14 protein-coding genes and 3 tRNA genes are annotated in these 15687 nt (G+C 42.7%); 4 read left to right on the top strand and 13 right to left on the bottom strand.

Annotated elements, in window-relative coordinates; genetic code table 11:
- Positions 1 to 32 precede the first annotated feature (32 nt).
- From L4D78_RS02135 to L4D78_RS02125, 3 genes are all read right to left on the bottom strand, one after another.
- A tRNA-Leu gene (locus L4D78_RS02135) sits at positions 33 to 119 on the bottom strand.
- A 79-nt stretch (positions 120 to 198) separates the two neighbouring features.
- Positions 199 to 274 (bottom strand) — tRNA-Gly (locus L4D78_RS02130).
- Positions 275 to 295: 21 nt separating this feature from the next.
- A tRNA-Cys gene (locus L4D78_RS02125) sits at positions 296 to 369 on the bottom strand.
- Between the two features lie 292 nt (positions 370 to 661).
- Between L4D78_RS02125 and L4D78_RS02120 the strand changes: the two genes are divergently transcribed.
- Together L4D78_RS02120 and L4D78_RS02115 are read left to right on the top strand one after the other, a co-directional pair.
- On the top strand, positions 662 to 1462 hold the full coding sequence (locus L4D78_RS02120) for a hypothetical protein (protein ID WP_428465402.1): 801 nt from the start codon (positions 662 to 664) through the stop codon (positions 1460 to 1462).
- Positions 1463 to 1736: 274 nt separating this feature from the next.
- Positions 1737 to 3326, top strand: a complete 1590-nt coding sequence (locus L4D78_RS02115) for a methyl-accepting chemotaxis protein (RefSeq protein ID WP_428465401.1) — start codon at positions 1737 to 1739, stop codon at positions 3324 to 3326.
- An 89-nt stretch (positions 3327 to 3415) separates the two neighbouring features.
- Here L4D78_RS02115 and L4D78_RS02110 read toward each other — a convergent pair whose 3' ends face one another.
- The 6 genes from L4D78_RS02110 to L4D78_RS02085 all read right to left on the bottom strand — a co-directional run bounded on the left by L4D78_RS02110 (position 3416) and on the right by L4D78_RS02085 (position 9685).
- Positions 3416 to 4048: a bifunctional 4-hydroxy-2-oxoglutarate aldolase/2-dehydro-3-deoxy-phosphogluconate aldolase gene (locus tag L4D78_RS02110; RefSeq protein ID WP_428465400.1), complete on the bottom strand. Its 633-nt coding sequence runs from the start codon at positions 4046 to 4048 to the stop codon at positions 3416 to 3418.
- Between the two features lie 16 nt (positions 4049 to 4064).
- Positions 4065 to 4958 carry a sugar kinase gene (locus tag L4D78_RS02105; protein WP_428465423.1) on the bottom strand — a complete coding sequence of 298 codons (894 nt, stop codon included), beginning with the start codon at positions 4956 to 4958 and terminating at the stop codon, positions 4065 to 4067.
- Positions 4959 to 5083: 125 nt separating this feature from the next.
- Positions 5084 to 6574, bottom strand: coding sequence for a sodium:solute symporter family protein (locus L4D78_RS02100; RefSeq protein WP_428465399.1), 1491 nt, complete (start codon positions 6572 to 6574; stop codon positions 5084 to 5086).
- Positions 6575 to 6831: 257 nt separating this feature from the next.
- A complete protein-coding gene (locus tag L4D78_RS02095; RefSeq protein WP_428465398.1) occupies positions 6832 to 7224 on the bottom strand; it encodes a RidA family protein in 393 nt (130 codons plus the stop codon).
- 91 nt (positions 7225 to 7315) lie between these two features.
- On the bottom strand, positions 7316 to 8755 hold the full coding sequence (locus L4D78_RS02090) for an N-acyl-D-amino-acid deacylase family protein (protein WP_428465397.1): 1440 nt from the start codon (positions 8753 to 8755) through the stop codon (positions 7316 to 7318).
- 66 nt (positions 8756 to 8821) lie between these two features.
- Positions 8822 to 9685, bottom strand: a complete 864-nt coding sequence (locus L4D78_RS02085; RefSeq protein ID WP_428457078.1) for a MurR/RpiR family transcriptional regulator — start codon at positions 9683 to 9685, stop codon at positions 8822 to 8824.
- Between the two features lie 173 nt (positions 9686 to 9858).
- On the opposite strand from L4D78_RS02085, the gene L4D78_RS02080 reads away from it, so the two are divergent.
- Complete coding sequence (locus L4D78_RS02080) at positions 9859 to 11133, top strand: amino acid deaminase (RefSeq protein WP_428465396.1); 1275 nt, start codon at positions 9859 to 9861, stop codon at positions 11131 to 11133.
- Between the two features lie 283 nt (positions 11134 to 11416).
- On the top strand, positions 11417 to 11617 hold the full coding sequence (locus L4D78_RS02075) for a hypothetical protein (RefSeq protein ID WP_428457076.1): 201 nt from the start codon (positions 11417 to 11419) through the stop codon (positions 11615 to 11617).
- A gap of 283 nt (positions 11618 to 11900) precedes the next feature.
- Here L4D78_RS02075 and gloA2 read toward each other — a convergent pair whose 3' ends face one another.
- The 4 genes from gloA2 to L4D78_RS02055 form a co-directional block, all read right to left on the bottom strand.
- Positions 11901 to 12296: an SMU1112c/YaeR family gloxylase I-like metalloprotein gene (gloA2, locus tag L4D78_RS02070; protein WP_428465395.1), complete on the bottom strand. Its 396-nt coding sequence runs from the start codon at positions 12294 to 12296 to the stop codon at positions 11901 to 11903.
- Between the two features lie 105 nt (positions 12297 to 12401).
- The gene (locus tag L4D78_RS02065) at positions 12402 to 14510 is read right to left on the bottom strand and encodes an alkyl/aryl-sulfatase (RefSeq protein WP_428465394.1); all 2109 of its coding nucleotides are present in this window, start codon (positions 14508 to 14510) and stop codon (positions 12402 to 12404) included.
- A 159-nt stretch (positions 14511 to 14669) separates the two neighbouring features.
- Positions 14670 to 15149 (bottom strand): heme lyase NrfEFG subunit NrfF, encoded by a 480-nt coding sequence (nrfF, locus tag L4D78_RS02060; protein ID WP_428465393.1) that lies wholly within the window; start codon positions 15147 to 15149, stop codon positions 14670 to 14672.
- Positions 15130 to 15675, bottom strand: a complete 546-nt coding sequence (locus tag L4D78_RS02055; RefSeq protein WP_428465392.1) for a DsbE family thiol:disulfide interchange protein — start codon at positions 15673 to 15675, stop codon at positions 15130 to 15132. Before L4D78_RS02055 ends, nrfF begins: the two co-directional genes overlap by 20 nt.
- Positions 15676 to 15687 lie beyond the last annotated feature (12 nt).

Below are 15687 nucleotides of genomic sequence, written 5' to 3'. Positions count from 1 at the left end.
TTTTCATTTCAGATAATATCAGACTTTATAGATGGTGCCCCGGGCCGGACTTGAACCGGCACAGCGCGAACGCCGAGGGATTTTAAATCCCTTGTGTCTACCAATTCCACCACCAGGGCACGCAATTCTTGATTGCGATGGATAAGACACCATCTTAATAACGGTCTGCCATATTAACCTGACCGTTAGTACAAAATTTGGAGCGACACACGAGGTTCGAACTCGTGACCTCAACCTTGGCAAGGTTGCGCTCTACCAGCTGAGCTAGTGTCGCTTTATATTCTCTTCAAGAGAATGGAGGCGCGTCCCGGAGTCGAACCGAGGTCCACGGATTTGCAATCCGCTGCATAGCCACTCTGCCAACGCGCCCTTACATCACAACCAAACAACTCATCGACGTTGGTATGGGCTGCATTTTACGGAATGCTGAGTTTGAGTCAACAAAAAATATCAAAAAACTTTTTAATTGACTGATATATGTACAAAAGATCGAATAAAAAGCCATTTTAGCCGATTTTACCTGCCCAACAAGCGATTAAACCTCTCAATAACAGGAAACTGAAGTCAAACGTGCCCATGTATTCAACAGAGTCTTTCTTGTAATTAAATTACAGATACTAGAGAATGCTGATCCAGATCACACTTTATGTTCATTTTAATTATGTCACGTACACAACTTATCATTGCTAGCGTTTTAGCAACTTTATTATTATCCGCTTGCTCGCCAAAGCAACAGAAGCCAGTTGGTATCGCAATCAGCTTCATCACTCAAGCACCAGACTCAATGCTGGTTAATGATAAGTACCAGCAACCCATGATAAAGCAATGGCTAAGAAGTAACCTCCAACAAGCATTCGATCGGGCACAAGTAAATAATACAAAACACATCGCTTTCTATTCAGACCAAAATCTGAATAAGCCATTATTAACCCCTGCCTTCTCTTATGTCACAGCATTAGTACTTAATGATCAAAATGCCGATATTGCTCGCCAATATATAAAACCGAACCATTCTATCATCGCCAGCAATATAAACTTTGGCCTCAAGCAATATGGCTCGAAAATTTATGCTTACAATGCAGGTAAATCTCGTGCAGATGCATACATTCAATCTGTTAATAATGAAAAGGTTGCTTACCTTTCACTTATAAACCAAAGCAACCAACTTGATGATAAGCCTGAGCAGCAAGACTTAGACATCATCGCCCACTCAGTTGATCGACTATATGTTCAAGGAATTAATAAAATTATTTTATTAAGTCAATACTCTGGAATGTACTCAAGTTATTTAGCAAACAAAATAAATGGGCTTGATGTTATAGTTAGTACTGGTGAAAACTATAATGCAACCTTTAATAATGGTAGCTGTATTGCATATTTTGATGATAAGGGAGATTGGAAAGACTTATATTTAAAGTTTGATATAAACGGCAAAGTTATATCATGTGATTTCATGTATTAATACCTTCACTACAATTCTAAATATAGTAAAAGCAAAATATCACCACCAGTCATAAACACTGCCCTGAGCGTCAAATATTCAGCTTAAATATGACATTATATTGGCGTTCAATTCGAAACAACTATGAATCAATGCGATTAGTCACAAATTAATGCATCGTAAAATAGCCTACATAAACGCCGTTTTAAATAATAATTATTATTTAACGAAATATCACTGGATGTTGGTTAAGTAATTGTTTTAATATCAGCGAACTTTGCATGGATGTTATTTTATGAAACTCAGACTTACATTACAGTTGCTTCTAAGCCTTATATCATTTGTTATTATTTTCATTGTTCTAACTTACTCGTTTAATAGAGTAAATCAGAACTCCAGTGAATTATATCAAGATAGAGTTATCCCAATGGGACAGCTTAAAGTCATCAATGATACGTTTGCGGTGAATATTATTGATGCGTTTAACAAGCACTTACTTGGTGACTTTACGCATAACCAAATGAATCAATCCATCGATTCAGGTTTACAAAATGTTGAAAGTGTTTGGCGCGAGTACATGAATACTTACCTGACTCCAGAAGAAAGTGCTATAGCCTCACGGTTTGCTGAACAGCAGCGCGTGGTCAATCAGTATTTGGCTACAATTAAGCAGCAACCCGTTACTGACGCAATGGTACTAGAACTATATCAAAAGGTTGATATTCTATCTGCTATAGGTGCTGAACTAACCCATATTCAAGAATCTATCGCTAAAACACTATACGAGCAAAGCCTTGCTGATGCCTCTTCAGCGAGTAAACTGGTTATGTATATTATCTTTATCTGTGTGATCGCAACACTCTATCTCAACTATCTAATTTTTAAATATATAGAGCAGCATGTTGGTGGTGAGCCAAACGAGATTTCAGAAAAGATCAAAATCATTAGCCAAGGTGATTTTACTCTACAGAAGAAAGGGGATGAGAAAGGTATTTACCGTGACGTTCTCAACCTTGCTGATACCCTCAAAACCTCTTTTAGACAGTCGGCTAGCATTGCCGATAACGTGGCTTCAGCTTCAGAAGAGCTGGCAACCGTGATGATTCAAGCCAACGACAACGCCAATATCGAGCTTGAACAGATCGAAAATGTATCAAGTGCTGTTAATCAGCTCACTGTTGCCGCCAACGAAGTCAGCATACAGGCTGAAAGAGCACAAGCGATTACGTTATCTGTCGCAGAAAATGTTACTCACGGCGGACAGTCGCTGCAGACATCTAATAGACTGAATAACCAAATACAGCAATCTGTCGATGATTCGGTAAACATCGTTGGTCAACTCAACGAATTTACTAATGAAATTAGTGACGTTATTGAAGTAATTAACAGCATTTCCGATCAAACCAACCTTCTAGCTTTAAATGCAGCCATTGAAGCAGCACGAGCTGGAGAGCAAGGTAGAGGTTTCGCAGTTGTCGCGGATGAAGTCAGGGCGCTTGCTGTTAAAACCCAGCAGTCAACACTGAGTATTCGAGAAATTATTAATAAGCTACAAGCCCAGTCTCAACTTGCCGTTGAGCATATGGAGGGCAATGCTTCATTAGTCGAGGAATCGAAACAGCTATCAAGTTCACTGGCCAATGCTTTTGAGGATATTAAGCTATCCGTTGAGGCTATGAATGATGTCAACAACCTTGTTGCCAGCGCAACACAAGAACAAGTACAAGTGACGAACTCTATTTCAGAGAATGTGACGGTTACCTTAGATACTATAAACCAAAATGTAGCTGGGATAGCACAAACGACTTCAGCTAGCGAAGAGCTTTCACACCTCTCAGCCGAACAAAATAAGCAACTCGCTCGTTTTAAGATAGATCAAGCCTAACAAAGGCATCTGTCTCGTCTTAAAATCAAAAAAGCCACTGTCCAGTGGCTTTTTTATATTAAATGACCCGTCCTAAATAAGGTACGTAACTAGTCGTTAACTAGCTCAACGGCTTCTCGAATTAGGCGACCAATTTCGTCCCAGTCCCCAGCCTCAATCAACTGAGGTGATACCATCCACGTACCACCACAACAAAGTACACGGTCTATAGCAAGGTAATCACGTATATTCGCTTTACCAATCCCGCCAGTTGGCATCACTGAGATATCACCGTATGGGGCAAGTAGTGACTTAATCATATTAATGCCACCCGATGCTTCAGCTGGGAAGAACTTCAAAAAGGTTAGCCCTAATTCCAGTGCTTGCTCAACCTGGCTTGGGTTATTAATACCTGGTACCATTGGAATACTTTTCGCTTGGCAGTAACGCACTGTTGTTGGGTTCAAGCCCGGCGCCACCATAAACTCGGCACCCGCTTCAATCGCACGATCAACTTGCTTTGCATTTAATACTGTACCTGCGCCAATGCACATTTCAGGGTATGCTTCTCGCATTAACCGAATGCATTCTGCAGCAGCTTCTGTTCGAAACGTAACTTCAGCGACAGGCAAGCCATTTTCAACTAATGTTTTTGCTAATGGTACTGCCTGCTCAACGCTGTTGATCTGAATAACAGGGATAACTTTGAAGGCTTTCAGTTTTTCAATAAGTTGCTGAGACATCTTTACACTATTCCTTTTACATTAACGCTTTCATCGCTTGAGGCGGAATAATCGCCCCAGGATATTGAATAACTATAGAAGCCAATTGATGGCCCAATTCTGCTGATGCTGTTTCCGTGTTACCGCTTAGTCGTCCGGCTAAATAACCTGCAGCAAATGAGTCACCTGCAGCACAAGTATCAACGACCTTCTCTACTTTATTTGCTGCGACATAGAATGTTTCACGTTGCTGGTCTTGTAAGCCACAAACCACTTTACAAGGCTCACACCCACGCTTTATTACGACTTCTTTGCAACCCAACTGTTGGCAACGTTCTACAATATCGGTTTTACCCCAAACTAAATGGTCATCATCTTCAGTAATGAGTGCGATATCAACGAACGGCAGTACTTGTGAATACCAATATTGCGCTTGTTTTGCTGTCCATAATTGAGGGCGGAAATTATTATCAAATAATACTCGTCCACCATTTGCTTTATGCTTTTCAAGTAACGTGATCAACGTTGCTTTGGCATCTTCCGCTAAGATGGCTAAACTGATCCCGCTGATATACAAAGCATCAAACTCATGTTGCTCAATCGCTTGTTCTAGTGGTGTTATATCAACTGAAAAATAGAATTTTGCCGCGCTATCATTACGCCAGTAATGAAAGTGTCGCTCGCCATTAGGCTCTGTTTCAACCAAGTATAAGCCCGGTAATTTATTATCAACTTTTCTGACCATCGAAACATCGATACTCTCAGCCTGCCATGAGCTAAGCATATCCTGACTAATTTTATCGATACCCAATGCTGTTGCGTAGCTGACAGCGATATCACGGGAAGCACCAAGGCGTGATAGATACAGCGCAGTATTTAGCGTATCGCCACCAAAAGTGCGTTGTAATGGCTGGCCGCTTAGCTCAACCATACATTCACCAAAAAATGCAATTTTCACACTGTCACCTTAAATTTTTAAATCTGTACTAAAAGCGTAATTGAAGATGCAGGCCTTACATCATCACAAAGGCCTGCATTTTGACGAGTTTTAGAGGATTATTTTGCAGTTGCTGTTTCGATACTCACAGCTGGTTCTTCAGACTGTTCCATTCCTGCACGCTCTGCATCAAGGATCGCTAGCGCTTCTTCTTTCGTTACTGAGTTTACTGGTGTTACCAAGCTCACAACAACACCGACGGTTAATGCCGTTAATACTGATGGGATCACAGGGTTACCCCAGAAAGCGGTAAAGTCACCACTCATCATGACAGTAAATGATGCTGCTGATGCACCCGCTAATGTTGCAATGGCACCCTGCCAGTTATAGCGTGACCAGAAGCGACCCAACATTCCGCACACAAACATGCCTGACATAACCGTTGAAATCATCTTAGTGATATAGCTAATGATGTCGTTTGACGTCAGCGCAAACAGTAGAGCAAAGCCAATACAGATAACTAAAGCGAAGCGTGAGTAGCTCACCATCTTATCTTTTGCTGGTACTTTGCCCGTGAACATAATGTAGATATCACGTAGCAAGATAGAGACGCCTGCGATGGCATCTGAACTTGCGCTCGACATGGTTGCAGATAGACCAGCAATAAGCACTATCATACCAATGCCAACAGGTAACACTGTTGCCGCAACATACGGGAAGGCAAAGTTCGCGTTATTCAACTCAGGGTTAATCGCATGCGCTGACATACCGATAACCGCAGGGATGATTGAAAAGAACAAGTACAGCACACCTGATAGAACAAATGAGCGACGGATAGTTTTTACATCTTTACCTGAATAGATACGCTGACGAAAAGATGGAGTCGCGAGGATACCAACACCAACAACGGTTGCCAGTGAGATAGCAGGAATCAGACCAAGCTTATCGATACCAAATAAACTAACCGCTGCAGGATCCATCGCTGCATATAGGTTATCAAGCCCGCCAATATGCTCAACAGAAAGCACAGCCATTAAAATGAAACCGCCAAATAGAATCACTGCTTGAATCGTATCGGTCCACACAACGGCGGTATAACCACCGATAACGACATAAATAGTAAAGGCTGCGGCAATAATCAGTTTTGCCGTATTCAGTTCAATATCGGCAATCCAAGCCAGGTACATACCACCACCCAGAATATGGGCGCCTAGCCAACCAATCGATGCGACAAAGATCAATATGCCAACAACATTCTTAACGACTTTGTTTGCACCCACATAGTAAGACAGTTCTTCACTCATGGTCATGAAGTTAAGCTTACGCACAGGGGCAAACCAGTAAGCTAACAATAGAATACCGATAGCACCACCAACACCGTAAAGCGCACCAGCCCAACCATTAGCATAACCAAAACCGACAGCTCCCATACTTGAACCGGTACCAACCATCGTTGCAACGGTTGTACCAAGTACTAAGAACATTGGTAAGCCACGTCCACCTAGTAAGAAATCTTCACCTGATTTTTGGTTTCGAGAAACAAACCAGCCCAACCAGATTAAAAAAACCACATATGCACCGAACCCGGTGAGAAAGAGTGTACTGTTCATTCCATCCCTCTTATAATCGTTATTGCTTTTATTTGCTTGGGGATAGCGCTCTTAATCACTACCCCATGATTAACTGATATCATCAGTTTTGCTTTTTTATATCGGGTTGGTGCTTTGCCAACCCTTTTTCTTTTGGCTAATCCTTAGCCACTTTTGTAATAACTACCTGATATCCCTTACCAAGCAGTTGTGACAAGCCTTCAGATGTTCTTTGACATAATATAGGGTGAAAACTTGTCTAAATATTTAGTCAGCTGTTAGCGACGATCTTCACGGTAGCACGTCACATCAACTTCAACTTTCACATCAACAACCAAGTCACATACCATGCAGATACGTGCTGGTGGGTTTGCGCCAAAGAACTCTTTAAACACTTTATTAAATGATTGGAAGTAACGTGAGTCCGTTAATACCACTTTAACATGGACAACGTCTTCTAGGCCGTAGCCCGCTTCTTCCATAATATCGACACAGTTTTGAACCGCTAGGCGAGACTGATCAATGATGCCGCCTTCAACAACTTCACCATCGGTCATTGGTGTCTGGCCTGACACATACAGGAAACCACCCGCTTGAGTTGCTCGTGCAAAAGGAAGGTGCTGACCGCCGGTGCCTGTACCGCCTTCGATGCCATAGCGTGTGATAGTCATAATTTTTTCTCCAACTTCTTGTTACTGATTTTAGTAATGGCGGCACCCCAAACCATTTGGGCTACATCACCAATTTGTAAGCCGACAAGCATTATGCTTGGTGGCGGTATAAGAAACGGCCATGCCGTTGTTGGTCTACTTGACCATTTTGGTAACTAATGCAGCCATTGACCATGACGGCGTCGATGCCTTTTGCAGCCGCTATCGGGTTTTCAAAACTGGCGACATCGATAATAGTATTTGGGTCAAACAGCACCATATCGGCATACGCGCCTTGTTTAATTTCCCCACGATCTTTCAAGCAATAGCGCTTGGCAGACATGCCCGTCATTTTGTGAATGGCCTGGCCTAAACTAAACAGCTGTCTTTCACGGCTGTAATAACCCAGCACCCGAGGGAAAGATCCCCATAGTCTTGGATGTGGATGAGGGTCATTTGGCAGTCCATCTGAGCCCACCATGGTTAAGCGGTATTTCAATACTCGCTCAACATCCGCTTCATCCATGCAGTGGTATACCGCACCTGCGGGTTGTAATTGTTTTGCCGCTTCAATTAATGGCAATCCCATATCGACTGCAATGTCTTTCAGCATTTTTCCTGCTTGCGCCGGGTGGCTTTCAGACCAAGTAATAAAAATATCTATCTCATCGGTTACTTGGTTCAAATCGAGCGTTGATGAACTAGCAGAGTACGGATAACAGTCACACGACACGTCTTGTTTCTGCGCTGTCTTATCCATTAAATCAAGCACTTCAACCGTACGTCCCCAATTACCAGCACCAGCACATTTTAAATGGGAGATAACAACAGGTACTTTACCGTGCTTACCGGTTTTAAACGCTTCCTCCATTGCTTCAAGGATCTGCTCAAACTCGGTGCGCATATGCGTGGTATAAATACCGTCAAACTCAGCTAACTCTTCAACTAACGCCATCACTTCTTCAACAGGAGCTTGCTTTGCCGAGGCATATGCAAGGCCAGAACTCAAACCTAATGCCCCTTGCTCCATCGCTAAGTGAAGCTGCTTTTTCATCATCGATATTTCTTCACTTGTTGCTGCGCGAAGTAAATCATCCATTTCGTTGTTACGTAGCGTGGTATGCCCAACAAGTGCAGCGACATTCACTGCAGGCTGTGCCAGCGTTACTGCGTTTGCATAAGCGCTAAAATCCGGGTATTTAAAATCTTCTCGCTTACCTAACAAGTTCATCGGATCTGGCGGATCACCCGCTAACACCGTAGGGGAAGCACTGATCCCGCAATTGCCGACGATGACAGTAGTAACGCCTTGGCTGATCTTTGGTAAACACTCAGGTAAACGGATGACATTGGTATCATCATGGGTATGTACATCAATAAAACCGGGGGCAAGTGCCTTCCCTTCCCCATCAATGATTTGTTGAGCCTGACTGCCCGCTAAATCACCAATGGCTGCAATACGATCCCCAGTTATTGCTACATCTGCGTTGTATGGTTCGGCACCAGTGCCGTCTACAACTTGTACATTTCTGAAAACGGTATCGAACTGCATGACTCTTCCTCTTATATCTGCTGCTTCATTACCGTCCCCAGAAGTTTGATTACTTTCTGGTTACGGCTAGTCGCCGAGAGGTTGCCTATCTTCGCCACCGCGGTGGCTATCTAAAGCCAGCTTTAACCGTCGTAATTTATCTCGGGTTCGGCGTTTATGGCTTAAGGCAAGCTCTGTCGACAACACATCTATTAAAGCCATCATGGCGTAGCGCGATGCTGACGGCTTATAGATGAAATCTGTTTCTTTTGTCACGATAGGCAGTACTAAATCGCTAATTTCCGCCAATGGTGATTCTTTTGGTGTAATCGAAATTATTTTCACACCGTATTGTTTCGCTATTGATGCCGGCTCAACCACTTCAGGGGTATAGCCCGTTGCAGAAATCACAACCATCACATCGTTTGCATCTGCCGTTGAAGCGACCATTCGTGCAAGCAGGCCATCGTTGTATGCTGTGACAGGGTAACCAAGCCTAAATAACCGGAACTGAAGTTCCTGAGATAGCATGGTTGAACCGCCCCCCATACCAACTGCGAGTATTTGCCTTGCGTTTTGCAAGGTTTCAACCGCTGTCGCAATATCCTGCTCATTCACTATCTTGCGGTTTATGTTGATCGCATTTTTTATCGACTCATAAACCCCTTGAATGCCTGATTGGTCTGGTGCTTCATGAATAAAGCGTTGACCTATAGCCAGGGACTGAGCCAGTTTGAGCTTTAAATCACGTACATTCTTACAACCAACAGCTTTCGCAAAGCGTGTAATTGTTGCCTCACTCACTCCAGCTTCTTCTGCTAACTGGCTAATGCTTGAACCTGACGCTGCTGCCAAATCATCGATGACTAATCGGGCAACTTTCTTTTCTGCTTCTCGCAATTGCGAAAAACGTTCTGTAATTCTTGAAACAATATCAACTTCGATTGTCACGGCTTTCACCTTTCTCTCGACAAGACAAATAATAAATTCAGGGCGGGGTTAAAACAGTGAGAAGCACCACAAAAATACAAGCAATGTTTGATACTTTCTAACACCGCAAATATGATAACCACGCTTAAACCCTGTAACGACGTAGCCTAGAAGCTATGTTAGGAGAATAATAAATGAACCAAGCAAATAAAAAGCATGTTAGTAAATACCAAGACACCCATCACAAAAAATTTCCCGCAGGTACCAAGGGAGTATGGGTTGATGAAAAAAATGAAGGCAAATACAGCCTAATTAACGAAGAAATCAGCCTACCTGCTGCGGTTATCAAGCAGCAAGCACTAGAAAACAACCTTAGCTGGATGCAGCAATTTGCCAACCACCATCAGGTTAAATTGTCCCCACATGGTAAAACCACCATGACTCCTGCTTTTTTTGAACAGCAGCTTGCTGCTGGCGCATGGGGAGTAACCATCGCCACAGCACCACATACCCAAGTGGCTGCCGAAGCGGGTGCTAAAAACATCATGATGGCGAATCAATTAGTTGGTAAAGCCAACATGTCGCTGATCAAGAACGTTATTGAGCAGTATGGTGTTAACTTCTATTGCTGTGTCGATTCCGCAGAGAATGCCGACCAACTGCATCAATACTTCCACCAAGCAGGTGTGACCCTTAATATATTGATTGAATTTGGTGTTGAAGGCGGTCGTTGTGGTTGTCGCAGTGCAGAAGACGTTGTTGCGCTGGCTGAACATATCAGCCAGTTGGACGGATTAAACCTTGCTGGTCTCGAAGTCTACGAAGGTGTTATTCACGGTGATAATGCCGAAGCCGATATTCGTGAATTCCTTGCCACAACCATTCGTACAGTTGAAAAATTGGCTGAAGATAAACTCATTACAGAACAGCACCCTATCGTTACCGGTGCAGGGTCTGCATGGTACGACGTTGTCGCAGAAAGTTTTACCGCCTGTCAGCACTTAAACGCAATCATCAGGCCGGGTTGTTACTTAATCCACGATACGGGGATCTACCAAGACGCCCAAGACAAGGTAATGAACCGCGCAGAAAAGAACCAAGGCTATGCTTGTGATTTAGGGGGGAACCTTGAATCTGCACTCGAAGTTTGGGCTTATGTGCTTTCTCGTCCTGAAAAGAATAAAGCAGTGGTAGGATTAGGGAAGCGGGATGTCGCATTTGATGCGGGTTTACCCATCCCCGAACGCGGTTACCGTAATGGAGAAAGTATCGATGTTGCTCAGCTAGAAGCAACTGCCATCATGGATCAGCATACCTTTGTCACTGTACCTGATGGCTGTGATCTTGCTGTTGGTGATGTTATCGCTTTTTCAACCTCGCACCCGTGCCTCACATTTGATAAATGGAAGTACATCTGTATTTCTGATGAAAAATACACGGTTAGTCAGTTTGTTGAAACCTGCTTTTAATCACATAACTGTAGATATACCGAACAAAAATACCATTTAACGATATATATTGAGCCCTATCGACTAGGGCTCATACCTTTTACAATAAATTTCACAGCTCGCTGTTATTTATCAAGTTCTTCGCTTTTCCACCTTATATGCGTATAAATGCAAAGCTATCACATAACTACTTAAGACCCTGTTTTTTATAAGTTTAATTGTCTGTTTTTCACGTTGATAAATGCAATCAGGTGTGTATTATGCCCTTGCAAATGTATTATCCCGTGCTTCAAAGGACACTAACATGGAATTAACGTTTTTAATCGAAGGATTGCTTTTTGGCTTAATCGTCCTACTCATCGGCTTATCTGGTGGTTCATTTTTTACCATGGCCACAGTAAAGAAATCAGAAGTTGAAACCGTAGTTGAATCACGCATTGAATTCGGCTTTTACGGCGTCGCTAGTTTGGTTTTTGCCGCCTTACTCGCGGGAATTCTTAGCTAAGCCCCCCAAGAGCTTTACTAGGGCGTGTTAACGTTTCAAATTCTAGCCTGTGAAGTCTGAAAACGCCTTTAGACAAGGCACGAAATTTAATGTTTAGTCACCTAAATACAAATTGAGTAACGCAGTATAAAGCTTTTTCAGACTTCACCCTTTGGGCTGAGCCTATTTTTCCACCTAACTTCGTTAGAAATATTATGATTAGAACCACTAGTCACTGCTATTTCCGCCTAGTTATCTGAAAAAATCGCTCTCAGCAGGCCGAATTTTGAAACGTCAACACGCCCTAAGCACTTCCCCCTGTTTGGTAAAGCTCTAAAGGTAACCCATCAGGGTCTTGAAAAAATGTATACTTTTTCCCTGTGTACTCATCCACTCTAATTGGCTCAACGCCGACCCCTCTACTTTCAAGATAATCTGCCACCAGTTCAACCGAATCAACGGCAAACGCTAAGTGCCGCAATCCCCTTGCTTCAGGAAAGCTCGGTCTTTCGGGTGGATTAGGAAAAGAAAACAGTTCAACCTGACTACCGTCTGGTAATGCTAAATCCAGCTTAAAAGAGTTTCGTGCTTCACGGTAATGTTCTGCATATATGCTTAAACCTAAAATATCGACATAGAAGTGTTTAGAAACCGCATAATCAGAACAAATAATCGCAGCGTGATGAATGGCTTTTAGCATCTTAATATCCTTGTTGAACCTTAAGAAACTATCATAAACGAGTACTCAAAAAAATGGAGCGATATCGCTCCATTTACAATGAGTTACGGTATATAAAATGACGGATTAACCGCCTTCGGTGCTTCCTAGTTCGGGCTGAGCAAACGTTGGACTGTGTGATTCAGCGTTATCATCAACCGCTTTCTTTGTCCCTGGCATCAACTCAAAGTCTGGCGTAAAGCTCGCTAGCATGTCTTTTAGTTGATCGATTGGTTTACGATCACCTTCTAGTTTGGCTTTCCCATTCTCAATTTGTTCATCTAATGATACGGCACCCATCATGACCTGTTCGAGATCTTTTCGATCAATAGTGATCGTAAGATCAGGTTCATCTGCAATATAGTCTTTGATATTTGTGAGTGTTGAGTTACTTAACTCGACCCCATATTTTTCATCATTATCCGGGGTGATCAGATTAATCACAAACTCAATACCATCCGCTTTTTCACTGTTCAATCGAACAGCTAAGAAGTCTAACCATAAACTGGTCGACATTGCCCTAATAACATCAGGTCCCGATGTTTTCGGTGTTGCCCCTGTTGGAATACCGTTACGTAGTTCATACGCTGCAGCCAAGAAGCTATTACGTACACTAGGGCTTTCTTGCTGGTAGCCTATTTGCTCAAACACGTTGGCTAATAAATCTTTGGCTTTCTGGTTATCGGGTTCACCGTAAACCAACTTATTCAATATTTCTGAAGCCATCAGATATTCGCCGTTATCAAACAGCGCCTGGCCTTTCTTGATGATATTATCGGCGCCCCCCATCATTTCAACATATAGAGGGCCAGACTCACTCGGTGACACGGGGATCAATGTTGCAGGGTTACCATCCCAATAGCCTAGATAACGGTTAATAACAGCACGACTGTTATGTGCCTCTGAGCCATGATAGCTATGGGCTGACCATTGCTGCTGCAGACTCTTTGGTGGTTTATATTGATTATGTACTTCATTGATTGTGACGCCTTGATTGGCTAAATGAAGTACTTCATTGTTAAGGTTGGCGTAAATGTCACGCTGAGAACGCATGATTTCTTGAATTCGATCATTCCCCCAACGCGGCCAGGAGTGAGAGGCAAACATCACTTCAGCATCTTGACCAAACTTATATAAAGCTTTATTAATCTGCTTCGACCACTCAAGAGCATCACGTATCAATGCACCACGTAATGTATAGATGTTGTGTACTGTACCCGTAATATTTTCAGCAGCCCAAAATGTTTTTAACTCTGGGAAATACGTATTCATTTCCGCTGGAGCTTCTGTGCCTGGTGTATTTTGGAATACCATCTTCACACCATCAATTGTGTGCTCTTCAATATCATCTTTAATGTACATTGTAGGAGGTACAAGCCCAGTTGTTCCCGCCGCGGTATTCTTACCAATGGATTGATCAACATGTCCAAATGGGCTTCTTGGTAACAACACACCATATTGGAAAAAAAGTCTACGGTTCATTGCGTTACCGGCGTAGACATTTTCAGAAACCGCATGCAGCATAAAACCTTCTGGAGCAATGATTTTTACTTTACCAGCGGCAATATCTTCATCACTAATGACCCCCCTAGCTCCACCAAAGTGATCAGCATGGGAGTGAGAATACACAACAGCGACGACAGGCCGCTCACCAAGTTGCTCATTAACAAACTTCAACGCTGCTGCTGCGGTTTCTTTCGCGGTTAATGGATCAAAGATAATCCAGCCCGTATCACCCTTGATAAAGCTAATGTTAGCTAAATCAAAGCCTCGAACTTGATAGATTTTATCGGGGACGACTTCATAGAGCCCGTAAGCCATATTGAGAACGGCTTGTCGCTGCAATGAAGGGTGAATGCTGTCGAATTCTTTTTCTTGCAGTAGCCATTCGTAACTCGCCATATCCCATGCGACATTGCCTGATTCAGCTTTTATTTGTTTATAGTCAGGTGCAGCAATAAAGCCTTTTTTTGCCTCATCAAAATCACGTTTATCATCAAATGGTAGAGATTCACGCTGCTGCTGTTGGATGTCTTGAGTATATTTCGAAGGGGGTTGTCCTTTTGGATCAAAATGCTTGCCTTCTGCTGCACCGGGATCGGATAAAACACCACCGCCCCCAGATGCCCATACTACGCCTTGTGAACAACTTAAAGCAAAGCTAACAACAAAAGTAATTATTCCCTTTCTATTCATCAACTGTTCCTTTATTTTCAAGTAACCACATATATTTCAGAGCAAAAGGCATACTTTTTTGCTCAAAAGGTACTCTCAGCCTAGAACAGGCAATAAAAAAGGGTGAAGAAATTCACCCTTTAAAATAGTTAGTCATTAATATAGAACACGAGTTAAATGTCATATTTTCATTGAGCGTTGCTGCCTGCGAAGTGTAAAAAACACAATCCCGCCGAACAAACCAAGCAGCAATATTGGCCCTCCCCATAATAAATAAGTGTTTGGAGAGAGCTTAGGCTTATATAAAACAAAGTCACCGAAGCGAGAAGTCATGTACTCCACGACTTCCGCGTTTGTCTTGCCATTGTTCACCATCTGATATACTTGTAGCCTCAAGTCTTTAGCAACAGGTGAGTTCGACTCTATCAAATTCTGATTCTGACATTGTGGGCAACGTAAGCGTCGCGATAAATCAATCGCTCGCTTCTGCTCAGAAGGTGAACGAAACTTAAAAGTTTCTACTGTTTCAATGATCTCTGAATCAGCTCCAACAAAGATCTGCTCGACTTGTGCAAAGACGGGCAGGCTAAAGAATAGCATCGTAAATAGAAAACCAACGGCTCCTTGCCAATACTTACCATTAGCCATTAATTTCATCATTTTGCTGTTCCTTTATGTACTGTATAACTGGCTCAAATTCCTGTTGCCATATTTTCGTATCTAACGCACCAGAGTATCGAAAGCGGATCATCCCATGCTGATCAACCAGATAACTTTCAGGTGTACCATACACACCTAAATCAAGTGATAACTTGCCTCTTGGATCATAGATAACTGTCTGATATGGGCTCCCAGTACGCCGCAAAATATTACGTGCATCGGCTAAATTATCGCGATAATTCAAACCGACTAAATCAATGATGTTATTTTCAGCCAATGACATCAAAAAAGGATGTTCCGACTGGCACACGCCACACCATGATGCCCAAACATTCAATAGCGTCAGCTTATCTTTAAAGACAGACTCATCCACCTGTACCGCTGTAATGGAGAGTGTTTCCATTTGAAATGGCGGTACAGGGGTATTTTCTAGTCTACTTAATGACGACGGGGTGTTGTTGTTCATTGCATACACAATCACACCAAGCAGGCCTACAACTAATATCAGTGGTATAAAACGATTCACAATTTTCACCTG

It is taken from the genome of Photobacterium minamisatsumaniensis (assembly GCF_050336695.1).
Classification (GTDB): Bacteria; Pseudomonadota; Gammaproteobacteria; order Enterobacterales; family Vibrionaceae; genus Photobacterium; species Photobacterium minamisatsumaniensis.
This window is presented reverse-complemented; position numbering and strand designations above follow the sequence as displayed.

Excerpts from the sequence above, each read along its gene's own strand:
- L4D78_RS02120 (WP_428465402.1), top strand. The coding sequence starts at position 662 with ATGTCACGTACACAACTTATCATTGCTAGCGTTTTAGCAACTTTATTA.
- L4D78_RS02115 (WP_428465401.1), top strand. The coding sequence starts at position 1,737 with ATGAAACTCAGACTTACATTACAGTTGCTTCTAAGCCTTATATCATTT.
- L4D78_RS02110 (WP_428465400.1), bottom strand. The coding sequence starts at position 4,048 with ATGTCTCAGCAACTTATTGAAAAACTGAAAGCCTTCAAAGTTATCCCT.
- L4D78_RS02105 (WP_428465423.1), bottom strand. The coding sequence starts at position 4,958 with ATGGTTGAGCTAAGCGGCCAGCCATTACAACGCACTTTTGGTGGCGAT.
- L4D78_RS02100 (WP_428465399.1), bottom strand. The coding sequence starts at position 6,574 with ATGAACAGTACACTCTTTCTCACCGGGTTCGGTGCATATGTGGTTTTT.
- L4D78_RS02095 (WP_428465398.1), bottom strand. The coding sequence starts at position 7,224 with ATGACTATCACACGCTATGGCATCGAAGGCGGTACAGGCACCGGCGGT.
- L4D78_RS02090 (WP_428465397.1), bottom strand. The coding sequence starts at position 8,755 with ATGCAGTTCGATACCGTTTTCAGAAATGTACAAGTTGTAGACGGCACT.
- L4D78_RS02080 (WP_428465396.1), top strand. The coding sequence starts at position 9,859 with ATGAACCAAGCAAATAAAAAGCATGTTAGTAAATACCAAGACACCCAT.
- L4D78_RS02075 (WP_428457076.1), top strand. The coding sequence starts at position 11,417 with ATGGAATTAACGTTTTTAATCGAAGGATTGCTTTTTGGCTTAATCGTC.
- gloA2 (WP_428465395.1), bottom strand. The coding sequence starts at position 12,296 with ATGCTAAAAGCCATTCATCACGCTGCGATTATTTGTTCTGATTATGCG.
- L4D78_RS02065 (WP_428465394.1), bottom strand. The coding sequence starts at position 14,510 with ATGAATAGAAAGGGAATAATTACTTTTGTTGTTAGCTTTGCTTTAAGT.
- nrfF (WP_428465393.1), bottom strand. The coding sequence starts at position 15,149 with ATGATGAAATTAATGGCTAATGGTAAGTATTGGCAAGGAGCCGTTGGT.